Origin of the sequence: Sedimentibacter saalensis (assembly GCF_007830175.1) — a bacterium.
In the GTDB taxonomy this organism is placed as follows: Bacteria; Bacillota; Clostridia; order Tissierellales; family Sedimentibacteraceae; genus Sedimentibacter; species Sedimentibacter saalensis.
The window spans coordinates 17,800-32,638 of record NZ_VLKH01000007.1 but is presented as its reverse complement, the minus strand read 5'-3'; the positions used below and the strand labels follow the sequence as shown (position 1 = coordinate 32,638).

Here is a 14,839-nt window from a genome sequence, read left to right as displayed (position 1 = left end):
TAAAATTTTTAAAAAAACTCCCGTAAAGGAGTTTTCTACAAAGATTTCTTAATTTTGCTGAAGCCATTGTTAATAAATCTCATATATTCTTCTTCTTCAATAAGTTGAGGATATATGGTTTCTGATTTATTGCCTTTTAAAAATTCCAATATTTTATCCTTGGACTTTTTAATATTGACCCAATTGGTTTCTTTCAAATTGATTTTTATGTCGAATGTATTTATATCTTTAACATAATTCTCGAAAAAGTTGTTTATTGCCTTATAGTCGTAATATCTGAGCGTGCTTTTTACTGCAGCTCTTAGTTCTTCGTCGCTTAATTCCAGATTATTGTGTATTGTAAGTTTGCTTGCATTGAACTTGTAATATTCGTCAAACCACAAATGGCAATAGTATCCCAAAACAAATGATTTTTGTGTTATGTCTAACTTTTTGAAGTTAAATTGTTCATAAAACTCCCTTACATCGATGTTTCCATCTTCATCAAGGGTGTGCATTTCTTCAAAATCATCTACATCCATAGTTTCCGGGGATACAATACCCATAATAAAACTCGGTATGTCTATTTCATCCTCAGAATTTTCTATAAAAATTTTACCAAAGTGCATGTTAGTACTTATGGGTGGCATTTGTTTACTATACTCCTTTTTAAGTTGTTCTTGCTAATTATAGCAAATTTATAACAATTTGTACAGTATTATTTAGTCAAAACAATTTGCGGAGGGTCTGTCGACTCACCTGTCCTCGGATTTACAAATGCCAGCCAGTAGCCATGCTCTGTATTATTATCCTTGTTGCTGTATGACCAGTTTTTGAATCCTGTAATACCCTTGTAAGGCTGCTCTTCCTTAGTAAATTCTCCGGGAATTCCGTAAATGAATTTAATTATGTCATCATTGTCTTCATATATTCCAAAAATATAATGTCCGTATTTTTTCATGAGACTGTTGCAGGTTGTTACACGGTTTGACATGGGATACGGGTAATATGAGCTCACTATTTGATTGTAGTAAGGCAGAAAGCCGTTTTTTATTCCCATTTCGTCATATGGTATGTACCACCAGCTGAAATTCTTGATTTTTACCGACAACGGCTCTGTTCTTTTATAATCCCTTAGAGCATTGTACAGACTTTCGTTGAATTTATTTTTATGTCTGATTGATTCTGATTTCACTGAGTTTTCATCTTCCTGGGAAAATTCTTGGGAAGACTTTGTAACATCGACGTCGATTTCTTGTTTTTCTGATTCTTGAAATTCTTCAATGTTTTCTTCCTCATCATGTCTTTCTTCCACGGTAACAATTTTTTCTATTCTTCTTGGTACATCCTGAACAGGAGATGACAATTTTGGTTCTTCATTTTCCGGCTGCTCAACCACTTCTGGAGGAACTGACACTTCCTTCTTATCTTGTTCTTTAGAATCGGGTACAATTGTTAATTCCTTTTCTCCTGCATCCAGTTTATTGATAGTTTCAATGCTGGTTGTATTGAACAAATTGGAGTAAAGTGCAATCTTTCCGTTTTTTACTATGGCACATGTGTTGTAGTCTTCTATTGCGTTGTTGCTTCCGAATGTAAGAATTTTCTTAAGCATTCCTTTTTTGTTGTTGATGTCTCCGAGCTTGATTTTGTTCGTTTTGTCCTTATATAAATATACTTCGCTTGTTGTCTTCGCATCTCCTAAATTTTCAACTGACACAATAACATTGCCCTTTATTCCTCTGATGTCAAGGCGCACGTAACCCCTTGCTATGTCCTTTTTATTAACCGGCTCAAAGAATTTCATCACTCTATAATTTTTATTATTCATGGAAACCTCCTAAATTACCTGTTATCTATTTATATGCTGATTTTTTCATATAATTACTCTTATGACTCAAATAACCTTTGCTATGTCATACAGCGAACTTAAAACCAGCCATTTTTGAGGGAAGTACTTCATTACATTCCAAATTCCCACTCCTTCAAATCCATATTCATTAAAAGCCTCAAGCTTTTCACGGATGCTTCTTGCATCTTCAAACCATACCTGATGCTGGCGCCCTTGATTGTCATAATAAATGAAGTAAGGAGATTGTGATTTTACATCATATTGAATGTTCGCACCAACTTTTGCAGCCAAGTCCACAGCTTCCACATTTGATAATGAATCTGCCCTTGACTCTCCTGCAACATATGGCTGTATAAAATCGTATCCGTAGTTTGGAATTCCCATATATATTTTTTCCGGGTCGATTTCTGTTATGGCATAGTCAAGAACTTCTCTGACTTTATCAATGGGAGCAACTGCCATGGCAGGCCCGTACGTGTAGCCCCACTCGTAAGTCATGAGAAGCACTCTGTTTGATGCATCTCCTATGGCAGGATAATCATGAGCTTCATACAAAAGGCCTTTTTGTTCAGAGGAAATTTTTGGTGCAAGAGCCGTGAACACCTGAAATCCCTCATTATTGAGGCGTTCTGTAATTTTTTCAACAAAGTTGACAAATGCTTCTCTGTCTTCAGGCAGCACGTATTCAAAATCAATATCAAGACCATGGTATTGTTTTTCTTTAAGGTTTTGAAGCACATTTTCTATAAGTTTTTCTTGTATTTCTACGCTGTTTAAAATCTTGTGAGCCAGTTCATTGCTGAATGATCCTTCTTCTGTCAATGTAGAAATAACCATGAGCGGTGCAACGCCGAAATCCCTTGCCATTCTTATGAGCTCTTCATCTTCAATATCTATGAGTTCTCCGGATTCTGTTATCCCATATGTGAACACACTTAAATATGTCAAATACGGCAAAATCTTCATAAGTACATTTCTGTCTATGTTAGGATAAGCGTAGCCGTTAACAAATATGGTTCCTAATTTGGGTTCAGTGTTTTCAATTGTAATTTGGTCACCGGGATAAATTGCGTCGGCATATTCAATGAATGGATTTTTTTGAAGCAGTTCAACTGTTGTTGTGTCATACATCTGCGCAATGCCTGCAAGTGTGTCAAGAGGCCTTACTACATGTACCTGACTTGGTATGAGAATAACAATTGTCTGCCCCGGCACAAGTACATTTGGCGTAGCCAGTTCGTTATCCATGATTATTTTTTGAGGAGATACATTGTATTTTTTTGCTATGGAATAAATAGTATCTCCCGGCTGTACAACATGAATTATCATAATTTCGCTCCTTTCTTTTCATATTAGTATATGCACTGTTTTTCCAATTGCTTACATAAAAAGCACACTGCATAGCAGTGTGCTTTTATATAAACATCGGAATTAACTTATATCGTTCAGTGTAGTTCATTATTTCGGGAGGAATTTAAACTATACACTGAACAATATTTCTCCGTAAGTTGGGAAAGGCCAGTATTTTTTTGCTGTATTTGTTTCCAGTTCATCTATAACTGCTCTCATTTCTTGCATTGCAGCAAATATGCTGTTTCTGTAAAAATATGCGGTTTCTTCAACTCCATTGCAGTTTTTTACTTCAAGCAGCTTGTTTTCTAACAGCTCCGTCTTTGAATAAAGTGAACTGGCAAGAAGTGACAGTTTGTATATGAGAGATTTTTCTGTTTCACAGTCAATATCAATCATGAAAGCTTTTTTCGAGTTTGCGGTGTCTGACAGTTCCTTGATGTATGCTGTAACCGAAGGGATAAGATCCTTCTTTGCAATATCAATCAATGTCAGGGCTTCAATGTTTATTTCCTTGCAGTATTCTTCAAGTACTATTTCAGTTCTTGAATAAATTTCTTTTCTGGAAAGTACATTGAATTTTTCAAACAACGTTACACTTTTTTCACTGCTGAAGTATGGAATTGATTCAGGAGTAGACTTGAGGTTCAACAACCCTCTTTTTTCTGCTTCTACAACCCATTCATCAGTGTAGTTGTTTCCGTTGAAAATTATTCTCTTATGATTTTTAATTGTATCTTTAAGCAATTTATTTAATTCAGCAGTGAAATCATCTGCTTTTTCCAAAATGTCTGCGAATCTTGAAAGTTCATCTGCCACTATTGTATTCAGCACCATGTTTGGACCTGCAATGGACAGCTTTGAGCCAACCATTCTGAATTCAAATTTATTGCCTGTGAATGCAAAAGGTGATGTTCTGTTTCTGTCGGTGGTGTCTTTAGGAAACACAGGAATTGCATCAACGCCTACTGCCATTTCTCGTTTGAATTCTTTGTCGTATGCAGTTTCCCCTTCAACAGACTCAAGAACAGAAGTGAGTTCATCTCCAAGGAATATTGAAATTATAGCAGGAGGAGCTTCGTTGCCTCCAAGTCTGTGATCGTTGCCTGCAGTTGAAACTGAAACCTTCAATAAATCCTGATATTCATCAACAGCTTTTACAACTGCACAAAGGAACAATAAAAATCTTGCATTGTCATAAGGAGATGTTCCCGGCTCCAGAAGGTTTACTCCGTCATTTGTTGAAAGAGACCAGTTGTTGTGCTTGCCGCTTCCGTTAATTCCTGCAAATGGTTTTTCGTGCAGCAGACAGAACATTCCATGTTTATCTGCAATTCTTTTTAATGTTTCCATTGTAAGCTGATTGTGGTCGCATGCAATGTTTGTATTTGTAAATATAGGGGCAAGCTCATGCTGAGCAGGTGCTACTTCGTTGTGCTCTGTTCTTGCTAGAATTCCAAGTTTCCAGAGTTCATTGTTCAGTTCTTTCATAAAAGCCGATACTCTTGGTTTTATTGCTCCAAAGTAATGGTCTTCAAGCTCCTGTCCTTTTGGAGGCTTTGCTCCGAAAAGAGTTCTTCCTGTAAATACTATGTCTTTTCTTTTTTTGTAAACTTCTTTGTCAATTAGGAAATATTCCTGTTCAGGTCCTACTGTTGTAATAACTCTTGTAGTTGTTGTGTCACCGAAAAGCTTCAATACTCTCAGTGCCTGTTCGTTTAGAGCTTCCATTGAACGAAGAAGAGGTGTTTTTTTGTCAAGCACTTCTCCGCCGTATGAACAGAATGCCGTTGGAATGCATAAAACAGAATCTTTTATAAAAGCGTAGGAAGTCGGATCCCATGCTGTATATCCTCTTGCTTCAAATGTGGATCTCAGTCCTCCTGAAGGAAAGCTTGATGCATCAGGTTCTCCCTTTATCAGCTCTTTTCCTGAAAATTCCATAATAACTTTTCCATCAGATGTTGCTGATATGAAGCTGTCATGTTTTTCAGCTGTAATTCCAGTCATTGGCTGAAACCAGTGCGTGAAATGAGTTGTTCCCTTTTCAATGGCCCAGTCTTTCATTGCATTTGCCACTACGTTGGCAACATTGATGTCCAGACTTTTGCCTTCCATTATTGTCTTTTTATACGCCTTGTATGTGTCTTTAGGCAGTCTTTCTTTCATTACGTCATCGTTAAATACCATGCTTCCGAAAATCTCTGAAATATTGCTCATAATTACCTCCGTATACAAAAAAGGCGCGTAGGTTTAAAAACCTAAGCGCCTTTGCTTATTATAGATGAATGATACATTATGGGATAGGCCTGTGTCAAGAACTTTTTTTATTTTTATTTTTCACTCATAAATTGTAGTTTAAATGCATAAATTTTAAAAAGAACTTGACAAACGGTATCTCATATAATAAAATTTTTTCAACAAGAACAAAGGCGTTCATTGCAGCATTATTGTACTGGTAGACAATTGCGCTGCAGTGCGCTTTTTTTTATAGTTATAATTTCGGAGGTGTAACATGAAATATACCATTGATGAAGTTTTGCAGTTTATAAGCGACAATGACGTAAAATTTGTACGTCTGTCTTTCTGTGACATATTTGGAACCATAAAAAATATTTCAATTTTGTCTGAGGAACTTCCAAGAGCATTTAAAAACGGCATTTCTTTTGACGCATCTTCAATACGGGGATTTTTAAACATAGAGGAGTCTGACCTTTTTTTGTATCCTGACCCATCCACACTGGCAATTCTGCCATGGAGACCTCAGCAGGGAAGAGTTGTAAGATTCTATTGTGACATAAAATATCCCGACAAAACACCTTTTGAAGGTGATGGCAGAGCTATACTTTTAAAAGCAGTAAATAAAGCCCAAGAAATGGGCTACAAAATTGAAATAGGCTCAGAATGTGAATTTTATCTTTTTGAAGAAGATGAAAAAGGAAATCCAACTAAAATTCCTCAGGACAATGCAGGATACTTTGACATAGCCCCTCTGGACAAGGGAGAAAACGTAAGAAGAGACATAAGTCTCACGTTAGAGCAAATGGGAATTCTTCCAGAATGTTCCCACCACGAACAGGGTCCCGGACAAAATGAAATTGACTTTAAATACAGTGATGCCATGTCAGCTGCAGACAACCTGGTCACATTCAAATCCGTCGTAAAAACCATTGCTCATTTAAATGGTCTTTATGCTTCTTTTATGCCTAAACCTTTAAAAGATTGCAGCGGAAGCGGACTTCACATCAATATATCTATTTTGAAAAACAATGAGAATATTTTCGACAACATAAAAAACAGCAGTTCCAAAGAAGCTGAAAATTTTATTGCAGGAATATTAAACAGAATTAAAGAAATAACTGTTTTTTTAAATCCTCTTACAAATTCCTACAACCGTTTTGGAAGCCATTCAGCTCCAAAATATGTTACATGGTCTTACCAGAACCGTTCCCAGCTTGTGCGAATACCTGCAGCAGAAGGAATATACTCTAGAATGGAACTTCGTTCTTCAGATCCAAGCTGCAATCCTTACTATGCATTTGCTCTTTTAATTTATGCCGGGCTTGAAGGAATTGAGAACAATATTGAACTGAAGAAGCCTTCAAACTTAAATTTATACCAGGCCAGTGAAGATGTTTTGAAAAATTACGACACAATTCCAGATACACTTGAAGAAGCCGTGAGAATTGCAGAAAAAAGTGAATTTGTGGCTAATTGTCTACCTTCAAATACATTGAAAAAATACTTGTCTTTCAAGACTGATGAATGCATTTTGTGTGAAAAGTCTGGAAACAAGGAAGAATTTGAGCACAACACATACTTTTACACAATATAATATTTTTCCTATCATTGACAGGGGGTGGTGATTTCATGAACAGTGTGCTTGTGGTGTCAAGCTCCGACAAAGGAATAGAGCTTTTGTCCCAGCTATTGAACACGAATACTGTTTGCTCAACCGCAACGGCATCAAGCAGCGGCGAAGCAAGAAGAATGCTAAATAATTTTGAATATGACCTTGTAGTAATCAACGCTCCTTTAAAAGACGAGTTTGGAGATAATCTTGCAGTTACTGTAACCGAAATCAGCGCTTCGGGAGTCATAATAGTTGTAAAAAGCGAAATTGCCGATGACATATCAGCCAAGGTTGAAGACAGCGGCGTATTGGTGGTTTCAAAACCAATAATTAAACAGGTTTTCTTTCAGTCTCTCAAGCTTGCTCTGGCTTCAAAAAAAAGAATACTTGGTCTAAAAAACGAAAATATACATCTGCAGCAAAAAATTGAAGAAATAAGGCTTGTAACAAGGGCAAAATGTGTTCTCATACAATATCTCAACATGACTGAAAACCAAGCCCACCGCTACATAGAAAAGCAGGCAATGGACATGAGGACAACAAGAGATCAAATCGCACAAAATATACTGAAGACATACGAAACGTAATTACAATGAATAATTAAGAGTTAAGAATTAAGAATATAAATGAGACAATTCACTGAATGCGCATTGTCTCATTTTATATTATCAGTAAGAAATTTAGTGGAATAGCAATAAAAATACATATATTCCAAATAATGTTTGATAATTTATTGATAATATGATATTATTATAGTAAATAAAATTCAACTTCAACCGATAATGGCAAAGCTGACGAAAGTTAGCGACGCAAAGCTACAGGGCCTTTAAAATGGCAGCCAGCTACCGAAAGGGGTTTTTTTATTTCCTTCAAAGAGTAGGTTGAAGAATAATGGAGGTAAAGGGAAATGTACAAAAGATTAAAAAGAGTAGTATCAGTAACAATGATTATGATCAGCTTGTTAACGTTATTTGGACCTTCGGTATTTGCAGACGAAGTGACAGCAAGCGACATAATAATGAAAAGGGTTGATAAAACCAATGAGTATGTCTTTAAGGCTGTGGAAGTCGCCGTAAAACAGGCGGAAATTGAAGCTCTCAAAGAAAACAAGAGCGAAGATTTGGATTTAATTGTTGATAAAATCATTGAAAAACTACTTGAAAAGACAGAGTCAAAAGTTGATAAGCTAATTACAGATGCTGCCGCAGAAGGAATAGAAGTCACAAAGACATATATTGAAGTAGTTATATATGACAGAACAATCCTGGTAGACCCGTGCTACGCACATTAATTTAAAAGTTAAGGAGGGAGCAATCTCTCCTTTTATTTTATTGACATACTCTCAGGAGATGTTTTTTTAATTTAATATTTAATTATAATTTGAGATTTCTACTAACAAATAATATGCTATAATTATTTCTTAAGGAGTGAATTAATGGACGGGTTATTTATTTATAAAGACAAGAAATATATTGATCAGGTTAGAGGGACTTCAATACTTAGCCTTCTAGCAAGAAATGATGACATGGAGATCATGTTATATGAATTCGCGGCTGAGAGGCCAAACAGCATCACTCCGGGAAATACTGCTAATCTCATGGAGTTTTATTACATTTTGGAAGGATCAATATTAATTGAAGACGGCAATAAGACAGTCAAAATGCAAAAAGGCGATTACTTTTACGTGCATGATATAAAAGAAACCGTGCCTTTCAGAACACTTACGGATACAAAGATATTGTATATAACGTCACAGCCGGTTTACAATTTATTATATACATATACGGATGAATTAAGAAACTTGCTGGATAAATCCGAACAAAAGGATGTATATACTTATAATCACAGCAACAGGGTACAGGATTATTCAGTAAAAATTGCCAGCAAGTTGGGGCTTTCAGGTGAAATCAATTATACCATTGCTCTGGCATCACTTTTCCATGATGTGGGTAAATACTTTATTCCCGATGAAATATTAAATAAAGCCTCAAAACTAAGTGATGAGGAATTTAACTATATTAAAAAGCACAGCACATACAGCTCAGAATTATTGCATGGTAAATTTATTGAGGACATATCCAAAATTGTTGAAGCACACCATGAAAGATTAGATGGATCAGGTTATCCTAAGGGTCTTAAGGGTGATGAAATCCGAATAGAAGCAAAAATAATAGCCGTAGCCGATTCCTATGATGCCATGACATCAGACAGAGCATATAGAAATGCCATGTCTCCGGAAGAGGCCATGAGTGAATTAAAGATTTGCATCGGAACATTTTATGATAAAGAAATAGTGCTTGCTTTAGAGCAGATTTTAATTGAAGAAAAAGTTCTAAACAAATAAGGAATTTGGGCATGCCCAAATTCCTTTCCTTTAATTCTTAATTCTTAACTCTTAATTATTAATTGTTTAACTATTTCCGTGGCCTTAGCCGCATCTGCCTTGCCCTTTGTTTCCTTCATAATAAATCCTATTATAGAACCTATTGCCTTTTCCTTGCCGCTTTTGTATTCTTCTGCAGCCTTTTGATTGTTTGTCACTGCTTTTTCACATATAGCCCTTAAATCGCTTTCGTCAATTCCTTCCATATCGCTTTCAGAAATAAAGCTCATGACACCTTTTCCCGTATCAAGCATTTGCTCAAGCACATTTCTTGCCATGTTTGAGCTCAGCTTCTTGTTTTCAGTCAACAGCACAAGCTCGTTTAATTGTTCAGGAGAAACTTTGATTAAAAACTCTTCCTTTTCCGTATCTGTGGAAAGACGTCTGAATATCTGCCCCAGGATATAATTTGAAACAAGCTTCTTGTTTGTTACATTTTTGCATGAGCTTTCAAAATACTCTGCTATTTTTTTGTATTTTGTCAAAAGTTCTGCATCATCCATGGGAAGAGCAAATTCTTCCGTAAAGCGCTTTAATTTTTCTCCCGGAAGTTCCGGCAGAGAATTTTTGATGTTTTTTATTTCATCATCTGAAATTGAAATTGTAACAAGGTCAGGATCCCTGAAATACCTGTAGTCATCGGCATCTTCCTTGCCGCGCATGCTTTCTGTGATATTTTGCTCTGCATTGTATCTTCTTGTTTCCTGCTCCACACATCCGCCGTTTTCAAGGATGTCTACCTGTCTGTTAAATTCGAATTCCATTGCCTTAGCAATGAAGTTTAAGGAGTTCATGTTCTTGATTTCCGCCCTTGTTCCAAACTTTTCTTCTCCATGTTTCCTGATAGAAATGTTCACATCGCATCTTAAGGAACCTTCCTGCATCTTAACGTCAGAAACTCCTATATATTTCATAATGAGTCTTAGTTTTTCAATGTATTCAACTGCTTCATCTATGCTTCTTATGTCGGGCTCCGAAACTATTTCAATAAGAGGAACTCCTCCCCTGTTGTAGTCGATGTATGTGTCTCCTCTTTCATGAATGAGCTTTCCAGCATCTTCTTCAATATGAATTCTTGTGATGTTTATGTTCTTGCCTGAAGACAATGTGATAAATCCATTTTCACACAGTGGTTTGTCGTATTGTGAAATCTGGTACGCCTTTGGAAGGTCAGGATACACGTAGTTTTTTCGGTCCATTTTTGAAATGTTTCTGATTTTGCAGTTTGTGGCAAGGCCTGCCTTCACTGCATATTCAACAACTGCCTTGTTTAATTTAGGAAGTGTACCCGGAAGACCTATGCACACAGGACAGCAGTGTGTGTTAGGATCTCCGCCAAATTCTGTTGTGCACTGGCAGAATATTTTTGTCTTTGTTGAAAGCTCCACATGAGTTTCAAGTCCTGCTACCATTTCCCAGCTCATAGTCTCACCCCTGTTTCTAATTCTTTGAATGTGTGGTTTTTAACCGCCTGCTCATATTGATATGCTGCATTTAGTATCTTGGCATCATCGAAGCTGTTTCCAATTATCTGCATCCCTATTGGAAGCCCTTTGTTATCAAAACCGCATGGTACAGATACTGCAGGAAGCCCTGCAATATTCACAGGAACAGTCAGTATGTCTGTCATGTATGTTTCAATAGGGTCCTTTTGAGTAAAGTTAAGTTCAAAAGCAGTCATGGGAACCGTTGGCGAAACAATGACATCGCATTTTTTGAATGCATCCTTGAATGCATTCACCAATGCCCCTCGAAGCTGTTGAGCCTTCTTGTAGTAAGCATCGTAGTAACCGGCACTTAAGACGTATGTTCCAAGCATGATTCTTCTTTTGACTTCCTTGCCGAACCCTTCGCTTCTTGTCTTGCATATCATGTCATTTATGTCGTTGTAGCTTGGAGTCTTGTAACCATAGCGTATGCCGTCATACCTTCCAAGGTTTGAGGAAGCTTCAGCACAGGCAAGTATATAGTAAACAGGAAGAGCATGTTTTAACTGAGGAATACTTATTGAAACTACTTCTGCCCCAAGAGATTCATATACTTTCACTGCACTTTCTACTGACTCTCTCACGTCATCTCTTATTCCTTCGAAATATTCCTTAGCTATTCCTATTTTCATACCCTTGATGCTGTTTTTTAATGTATGGGTAGTCTTTGTTTTGCTTCCCTGTGAAGTTGCATCATTTTTATCGTAAAGGGATATTGCATCATAAACAATGGCAGCATCTTCAACTGATGTAGTTATGGGCCCTATCTGATCAAGGCTTGAAGCATATGCAATGAGACCGTATCTTGAAACAGTTCCGTATGTAGGCTTAAGCCCAACAAGGCCGCAGAAACTTGCCGGCTGCCTTACTGAACCACCTGTATCTGAACCAAGACCATACACTGCAATATTTCCACCAACAGCTGCTGCCGCTCCTCCCGAACTTCCTCCGGCCACATGATTTGTGCTGTAAGGATTAAGAGCACCTCCAAAGCAGGAAGTTTCGCATGATGAACCCATGGCAAACTCATCCATGTTTGCTTTTCCAAGAAGGACAGCATTTTGATTTTTCAAAATATCCCACACTGTTGCATCATATATGGGCACATAGCCCTTTAGTATGTTTGAGCAGCATGTTGTTTCAATATTTTTAGTGGATATGTTGTCTTTCAGCGTCATTGGTATTCCTTCAAGAGGAAGGAGAATTTCTCCCCTTGAAATTTTCTCATCAACATTCTTTGCTGTCTTCATGGCTGTTTCAGCCGTAATGTTCACATACGCATTCAGTTTTTTGTTTTCTGCTTCAATTGACTTTATATATTTTTCCGTTAGCTCTGTGCATGATATTTCTTTATCTCTAAGGAGTTTTCCTATATAAGTTATTTTGCTCATCATATCCTCCCCGACCTTTTTTTCACCATGAAGCAGCCTTGTTCACCGCCATCCCTGTTTTTAAGAATCAGTTCTCTGTCAAAGGATTCCTGTACTACATCTTCATGAAATGCATTTGTTATGTTGTTTATATCATCAAAACCCTCAAATCCGTCTTGAACGGCTGAACTTATTGTATCCGCAAATCCGATTATTTCTGCCATGTCGTGAGTCAATGCTTCTATTTCATCATCTTCCACCGACAATTTAGCAAGTTTTGCAATTTTAATTATATCGTCCCTGGTAACCATACTTCCTCCTACCTGATTTTAATATGAACTTCTCTTAATTGCTGCTCCGTAACTTCTGACGGAGAATTTGTAAGAAGGTCCTGAGCACTGCTGTTCATTGGGAAAGCTATTACTTCTCTGATATTTTCTTCACCTGTCAAGAGCATTACTATTCGGTCAATACCAGGAGCCATTCCTGCATGAGGAGGAGCTCCGTATTTAAATGCATTGTAAAGGGCTGAAAACTTGCTCTCAAGATCCTCTTCAGTGTATCCTGCAATTTCAAAAGCCTTCACCATGATGTCTGCATCATGATTTCTAACGGCTCCCGAGGATAATTCAATACCATTACATACAATATCATACTGATACGCAACAATGTCAAGAGGGTCTTTTGTAAGGAGAGCTTCCATTCCTCCCTGAGGCATTGAAAACGGGTTGTGTGTAAAAGCCACATTTCCTGTGTTCTCGTCGATTTCATACATTGGGAAGTCAACTATGAAACACATTTCAAATTTGTCCTCATCAATTAAATGAAGCCTTCTTCCCAGTTCAGTCCTTATTTGACCTGCAAGCTTGGGAGCATATTCCTTTTCATCTGCAATGAAGAACAATACGCATCCCGGTTTTAATCCTGCAACTTCAGCAAGCTCTTTTTTGTCTTCTTCAGAAAGGAACTTGTCTATTGGACCGTGGTACTTCATATCATCGTCGACTTTGATGTATCCCAGCCCTTTCATTCCAATCTTCATGGCATAATCAAGCATGTTCTCAAAAAAGCTTTTTGATTGGGTTGCACAATCCGGAACATTTATGGCTCTTACTGTCTTTTTTCTAAACGGTGCAAAATCAGTATCAAGAAACATTTGACTTATATCTATAATTTCAAGGGGATTTCTTAAATCAGGTTTGTCAGTTCCGTATTTAATCATGGACTCTTTGTAAGGAATTCTGACAAATGGAGGTTTAGAAACCTTTTTATCGGAAAACTTAACAAAAGTTCTGTAAAGAACTTCTTCTGCAACATTTAAAACATCATCCTGTGTTGCAAAGCTCATTTCAAAGTCAAGCTGATAAAATTCTCCCGGCGAACGGTCAGCCCTGGCATCTTCATCTCTGAAGCATGGTGCTATCTGAAAATATTTGTCAAATCCGGACACCATCAAAAGCTGTTTGAACATCTGAGGTGCCTGGGGAAGGGCATAAAATTTTCCAGGATGCTTTCTGCTTGGTATAATGTAATCTCTTGCACCTTCCGGAGAAGATGATGTGAGTATGGGTGTCTGAATCTCCAAAAATCCCATGTCAGTCATGCGGCTTCTTAAAAATGAAATTATTTTTGAACGCATGATGATGTTTTTTTGAACATCCTTGTTTCTTAAGTCAAGGAATCTGTATTTAAGCCTAATGTCTTCCTTTGTTTCCTTAGAAGAAGATATTTCAAAAGGAAGAGAGCACTTGTTTTTTCCAAGAACTTGAAATGTTTCTGCAACAATTTCAACAGTTCCTGTTGCAATTTTTTCATTGATGGTGTCTGCATCTCTTTTTATTACACGTCCTGAAACGCATACGGTACTTTCTTTTGAAATTCCATCAAGAAGTGTTTCATCTTCCACCACAACCTGCACTGTTCCATGCTGATCTCTAATATCTGCAAATTTAACTCCGCCGTGGTCTCTGACATTTTCAAACCATCCTGATACTTTAACTTCCATGCCTATGTGGCTTTCTCTTAATTCCCCGCATGTGTGGGTGCGATATTCATTTTTTCTCATAATAATCCCTTTCGAATTTTATTTACTCCTTCGGAATGAGATTGTCTGAGCCATAACCTTACCTACATTATTAATTGGTCGTAAGCGGGCATACCACAGTCTCGCAACACAAATTTGTCTGCTCCTTGCGTCGCACAAATTTGGTGCTCGTTGCGGTTGACCTACCGCTGTTTTTCTTCCCTACGGTCGAAAAACAGGGTTAGGGCATACAAAAACTCCTTCATCCCGAAAGGGACGAAGGAGTAATCCGCGGTACCACCCTAATTAGCATCCAAAGATGCTCACTCTAAAAACACTGACATGTTTCTGCCGCTTTATCGCTCGGATGCGTGTGAGCCTACTCTTTAAGTGCAATTTGGGTCACAAGCTCAGGGATGTTCTTCATTTTAAGATTATTGTAATAGACTTTCACCAACGCTATCTCTCTGTGACTAAATCTTAAACTACTCTTCCCGTCATTGCTGAATATGTTTTTTATTATTATACACAATTCATTTTGT

General features: G+C 37.3%; 12 protein-coding genes, 1 riboswitch and 1 other annotated feature. Of the genes, 4 read left to right on the top strand and 8 right to left on the bottom strand.

Annotation, left to right across the window (positions count from 1 at the left end):
- Positions 1-35: 35 nt before the first annotated feature.
- From LY60_RS12080 to LY60_RS12065, 4 genes are all read right to left on the bottom strand, one after another.
- Entirely contained in the window at positions 36-629 is a 594-nt protein-coding gene (locus tag LY60_RS12080) for a hypothetical protein (RefSeq protein ID WP_145084105.1), read from the bottom strand.
- Between the two features lie 68 nt (positions 630-697).
- On the bottom strand, positions 698-1,810 hold the full coding sequence (locus LY60_RS12075) for a hypothetical protein (protein WP_145084102.1): 1,113 nt from the start codon (positions 1,808-1,810) through the stop codon (positions 698-700).
- Between the two features lie 66 nt (positions 1,811-1,876).
- Complete coding sequence (locus LY60_RS12070) at positions 1,877-3,160, bottom strand: glycosyl hydrolase family 18 protein (RefSeq protein WP_145084101.1); 1,284 nt, start codon at positions 3,158-3,160, stop codon at positions 1,877-1,879.
- A gap of 150 nt (positions 3,161-3,310) precedes the next feature.
- The gene (locus tag LY60_RS12065; RefSeq protein WP_145084098.1) at positions 3,311-5,401 is read right to left on the bottom strand and encodes a glutamine synthetase III family protein; all 2,091 of its coding nucleotides are present in this window, start codon (positions 5,399-5,401) and stop codon (positions 3,311-3,313) included.
- Positions 5,402-5,696: 295 nt separating this feature from the next.
- Between LY60_RS12065 and LY60_RS12060 the strand changes: the two genes are divergently transcribed.
- From LY60_RS12060 to LY60_RS12045, 4 genes are all read left to right on the top strand, one after another.
- Complete coding sequence (locus tag LY60_RS12060; RefSeq protein WP_145084095.1) at positions 5,697-7,016, top strand: glutamine synthetase family protein; 1,320 nt, start codon at positions 5,697-5,699, stop codon at positions 7,014-7,016.
- 35 nt (positions 7,017-7,051) lie between these two features.
- Positions 7,052-7,621: an ANTAR domain-containing response regulator gene (locus tag LY60_RS12055; protein WP_019227736.1), complete on the top strand. Its 570-nt coding sequence runs from the start codon at positions 7,052-7,054 to the stop codon at positions 7,619-7,621.
- Positions 7,622-7,808: 187 nt separating this feature from the next.
- A riboswitch (cyclic di-GMP riboswitch) is annotated at positions 7,809-7,884 on the top strand.
- A 57-nt stretch (positions 7,885-7,941) separates the two neighbouring features.
- On the top strand, positions 7,942-8,325 hold the full coding sequence (locus LY60_RS12050) for a hypothetical protein (RefSeq protein WP_145084092.1): 384 nt from the start codon (positions 7,942-7,944) through the stop codon (positions 8,323-8,325).
- Positions 8,326-8,469: 144 nt separating this feature from the next.
- The gene (locus tag LY60_RS12045) at positions 8,470-9,378 is read left to right on the top strand and encodes an HD domain-containing phosphohydrolase (RefSeq protein WP_145084089.1); all 909 of its coding nucleotides are present in this window, start codon (positions 8,470-8,472) and stop codon (positions 9,376-9,378) included.
- Positions 9,379-9,422: 44 nt separating this feature from the next.
- Here the strand turns inward: LY60_RS12045 and gatB are convergent, their stop codons facing one another.
- Genes gatB through aspS form a run of 4 tightly spaced genes read right to left on the bottom strand, consistent with a single transcriptional unit; the run spans position 9,423 to position 14,339 of the window.
- Positions 9,423-10,841 carry an Asp-tRNA(Asn)/Glu-tRNA(Gln) amidotransferase subunit GatB gene (gene gatB / locus LY60_RS12040; protein ID WP_145084086.1) on the bottom strand — a complete coding sequence of 473 codons (1,419 nt, stop codon included), beginning with the start codon at positions 10,839-10,841 and terminating at the stop codon, positions 9,423-9,425.
- The gene (gatA, locus tag LY60_RS12035; protein WP_145084083.1) at positions 10,838-12,298 is read right to left on the bottom strand and encodes an Asp-tRNA(Asn)/Glu-tRNA(Gln) amidotransferase subunit GatA; all 1,461 of its coding nucleotides are present in this window, start codon (positions 12,296-12,298) and stop codon (positions 10,838-10,840) included. Before gatA ends, gatB begins: the two co-directional genes overlap by 4 nt.
- Positions 12,295-12,585, bottom strand: a complete 291-nt coding sequence (locus LY60_RS12030) for an Asp-tRNA(Asn)/Glu-tRNA(Gln) amidotransferase subunit GatC (protein ID WP_145084080.1) — start codon at positions 12,583-12,585, stop codon at positions 12,295-12,297. Before LY60_RS12030 ends, gatA begins: the two co-directional genes overlap by 4 nt.
- A gap of 8 nt (positions 12,586-12,593) precedes the next feature.
- The gene (aspS, locus tag LY60_RS12025; protein WP_170226205.1) at positions 12,594-14,339 is read right to left on the bottom strand and encodes an aspartate--tRNA ligase; all 1,746 of its coding nucleotides are present in this window, start codon (positions 14,337-14,339) and stop codon (positions 12,594-12,596) included.
- A gap of 227 nt (positions 14,340-14,566) precedes the next feature.
- Positions 14,567-14,807 (bottom strand) — a binding site (T-box leader).
- Positions 14,808-14,839 lie beyond the last annotated feature (32 nt).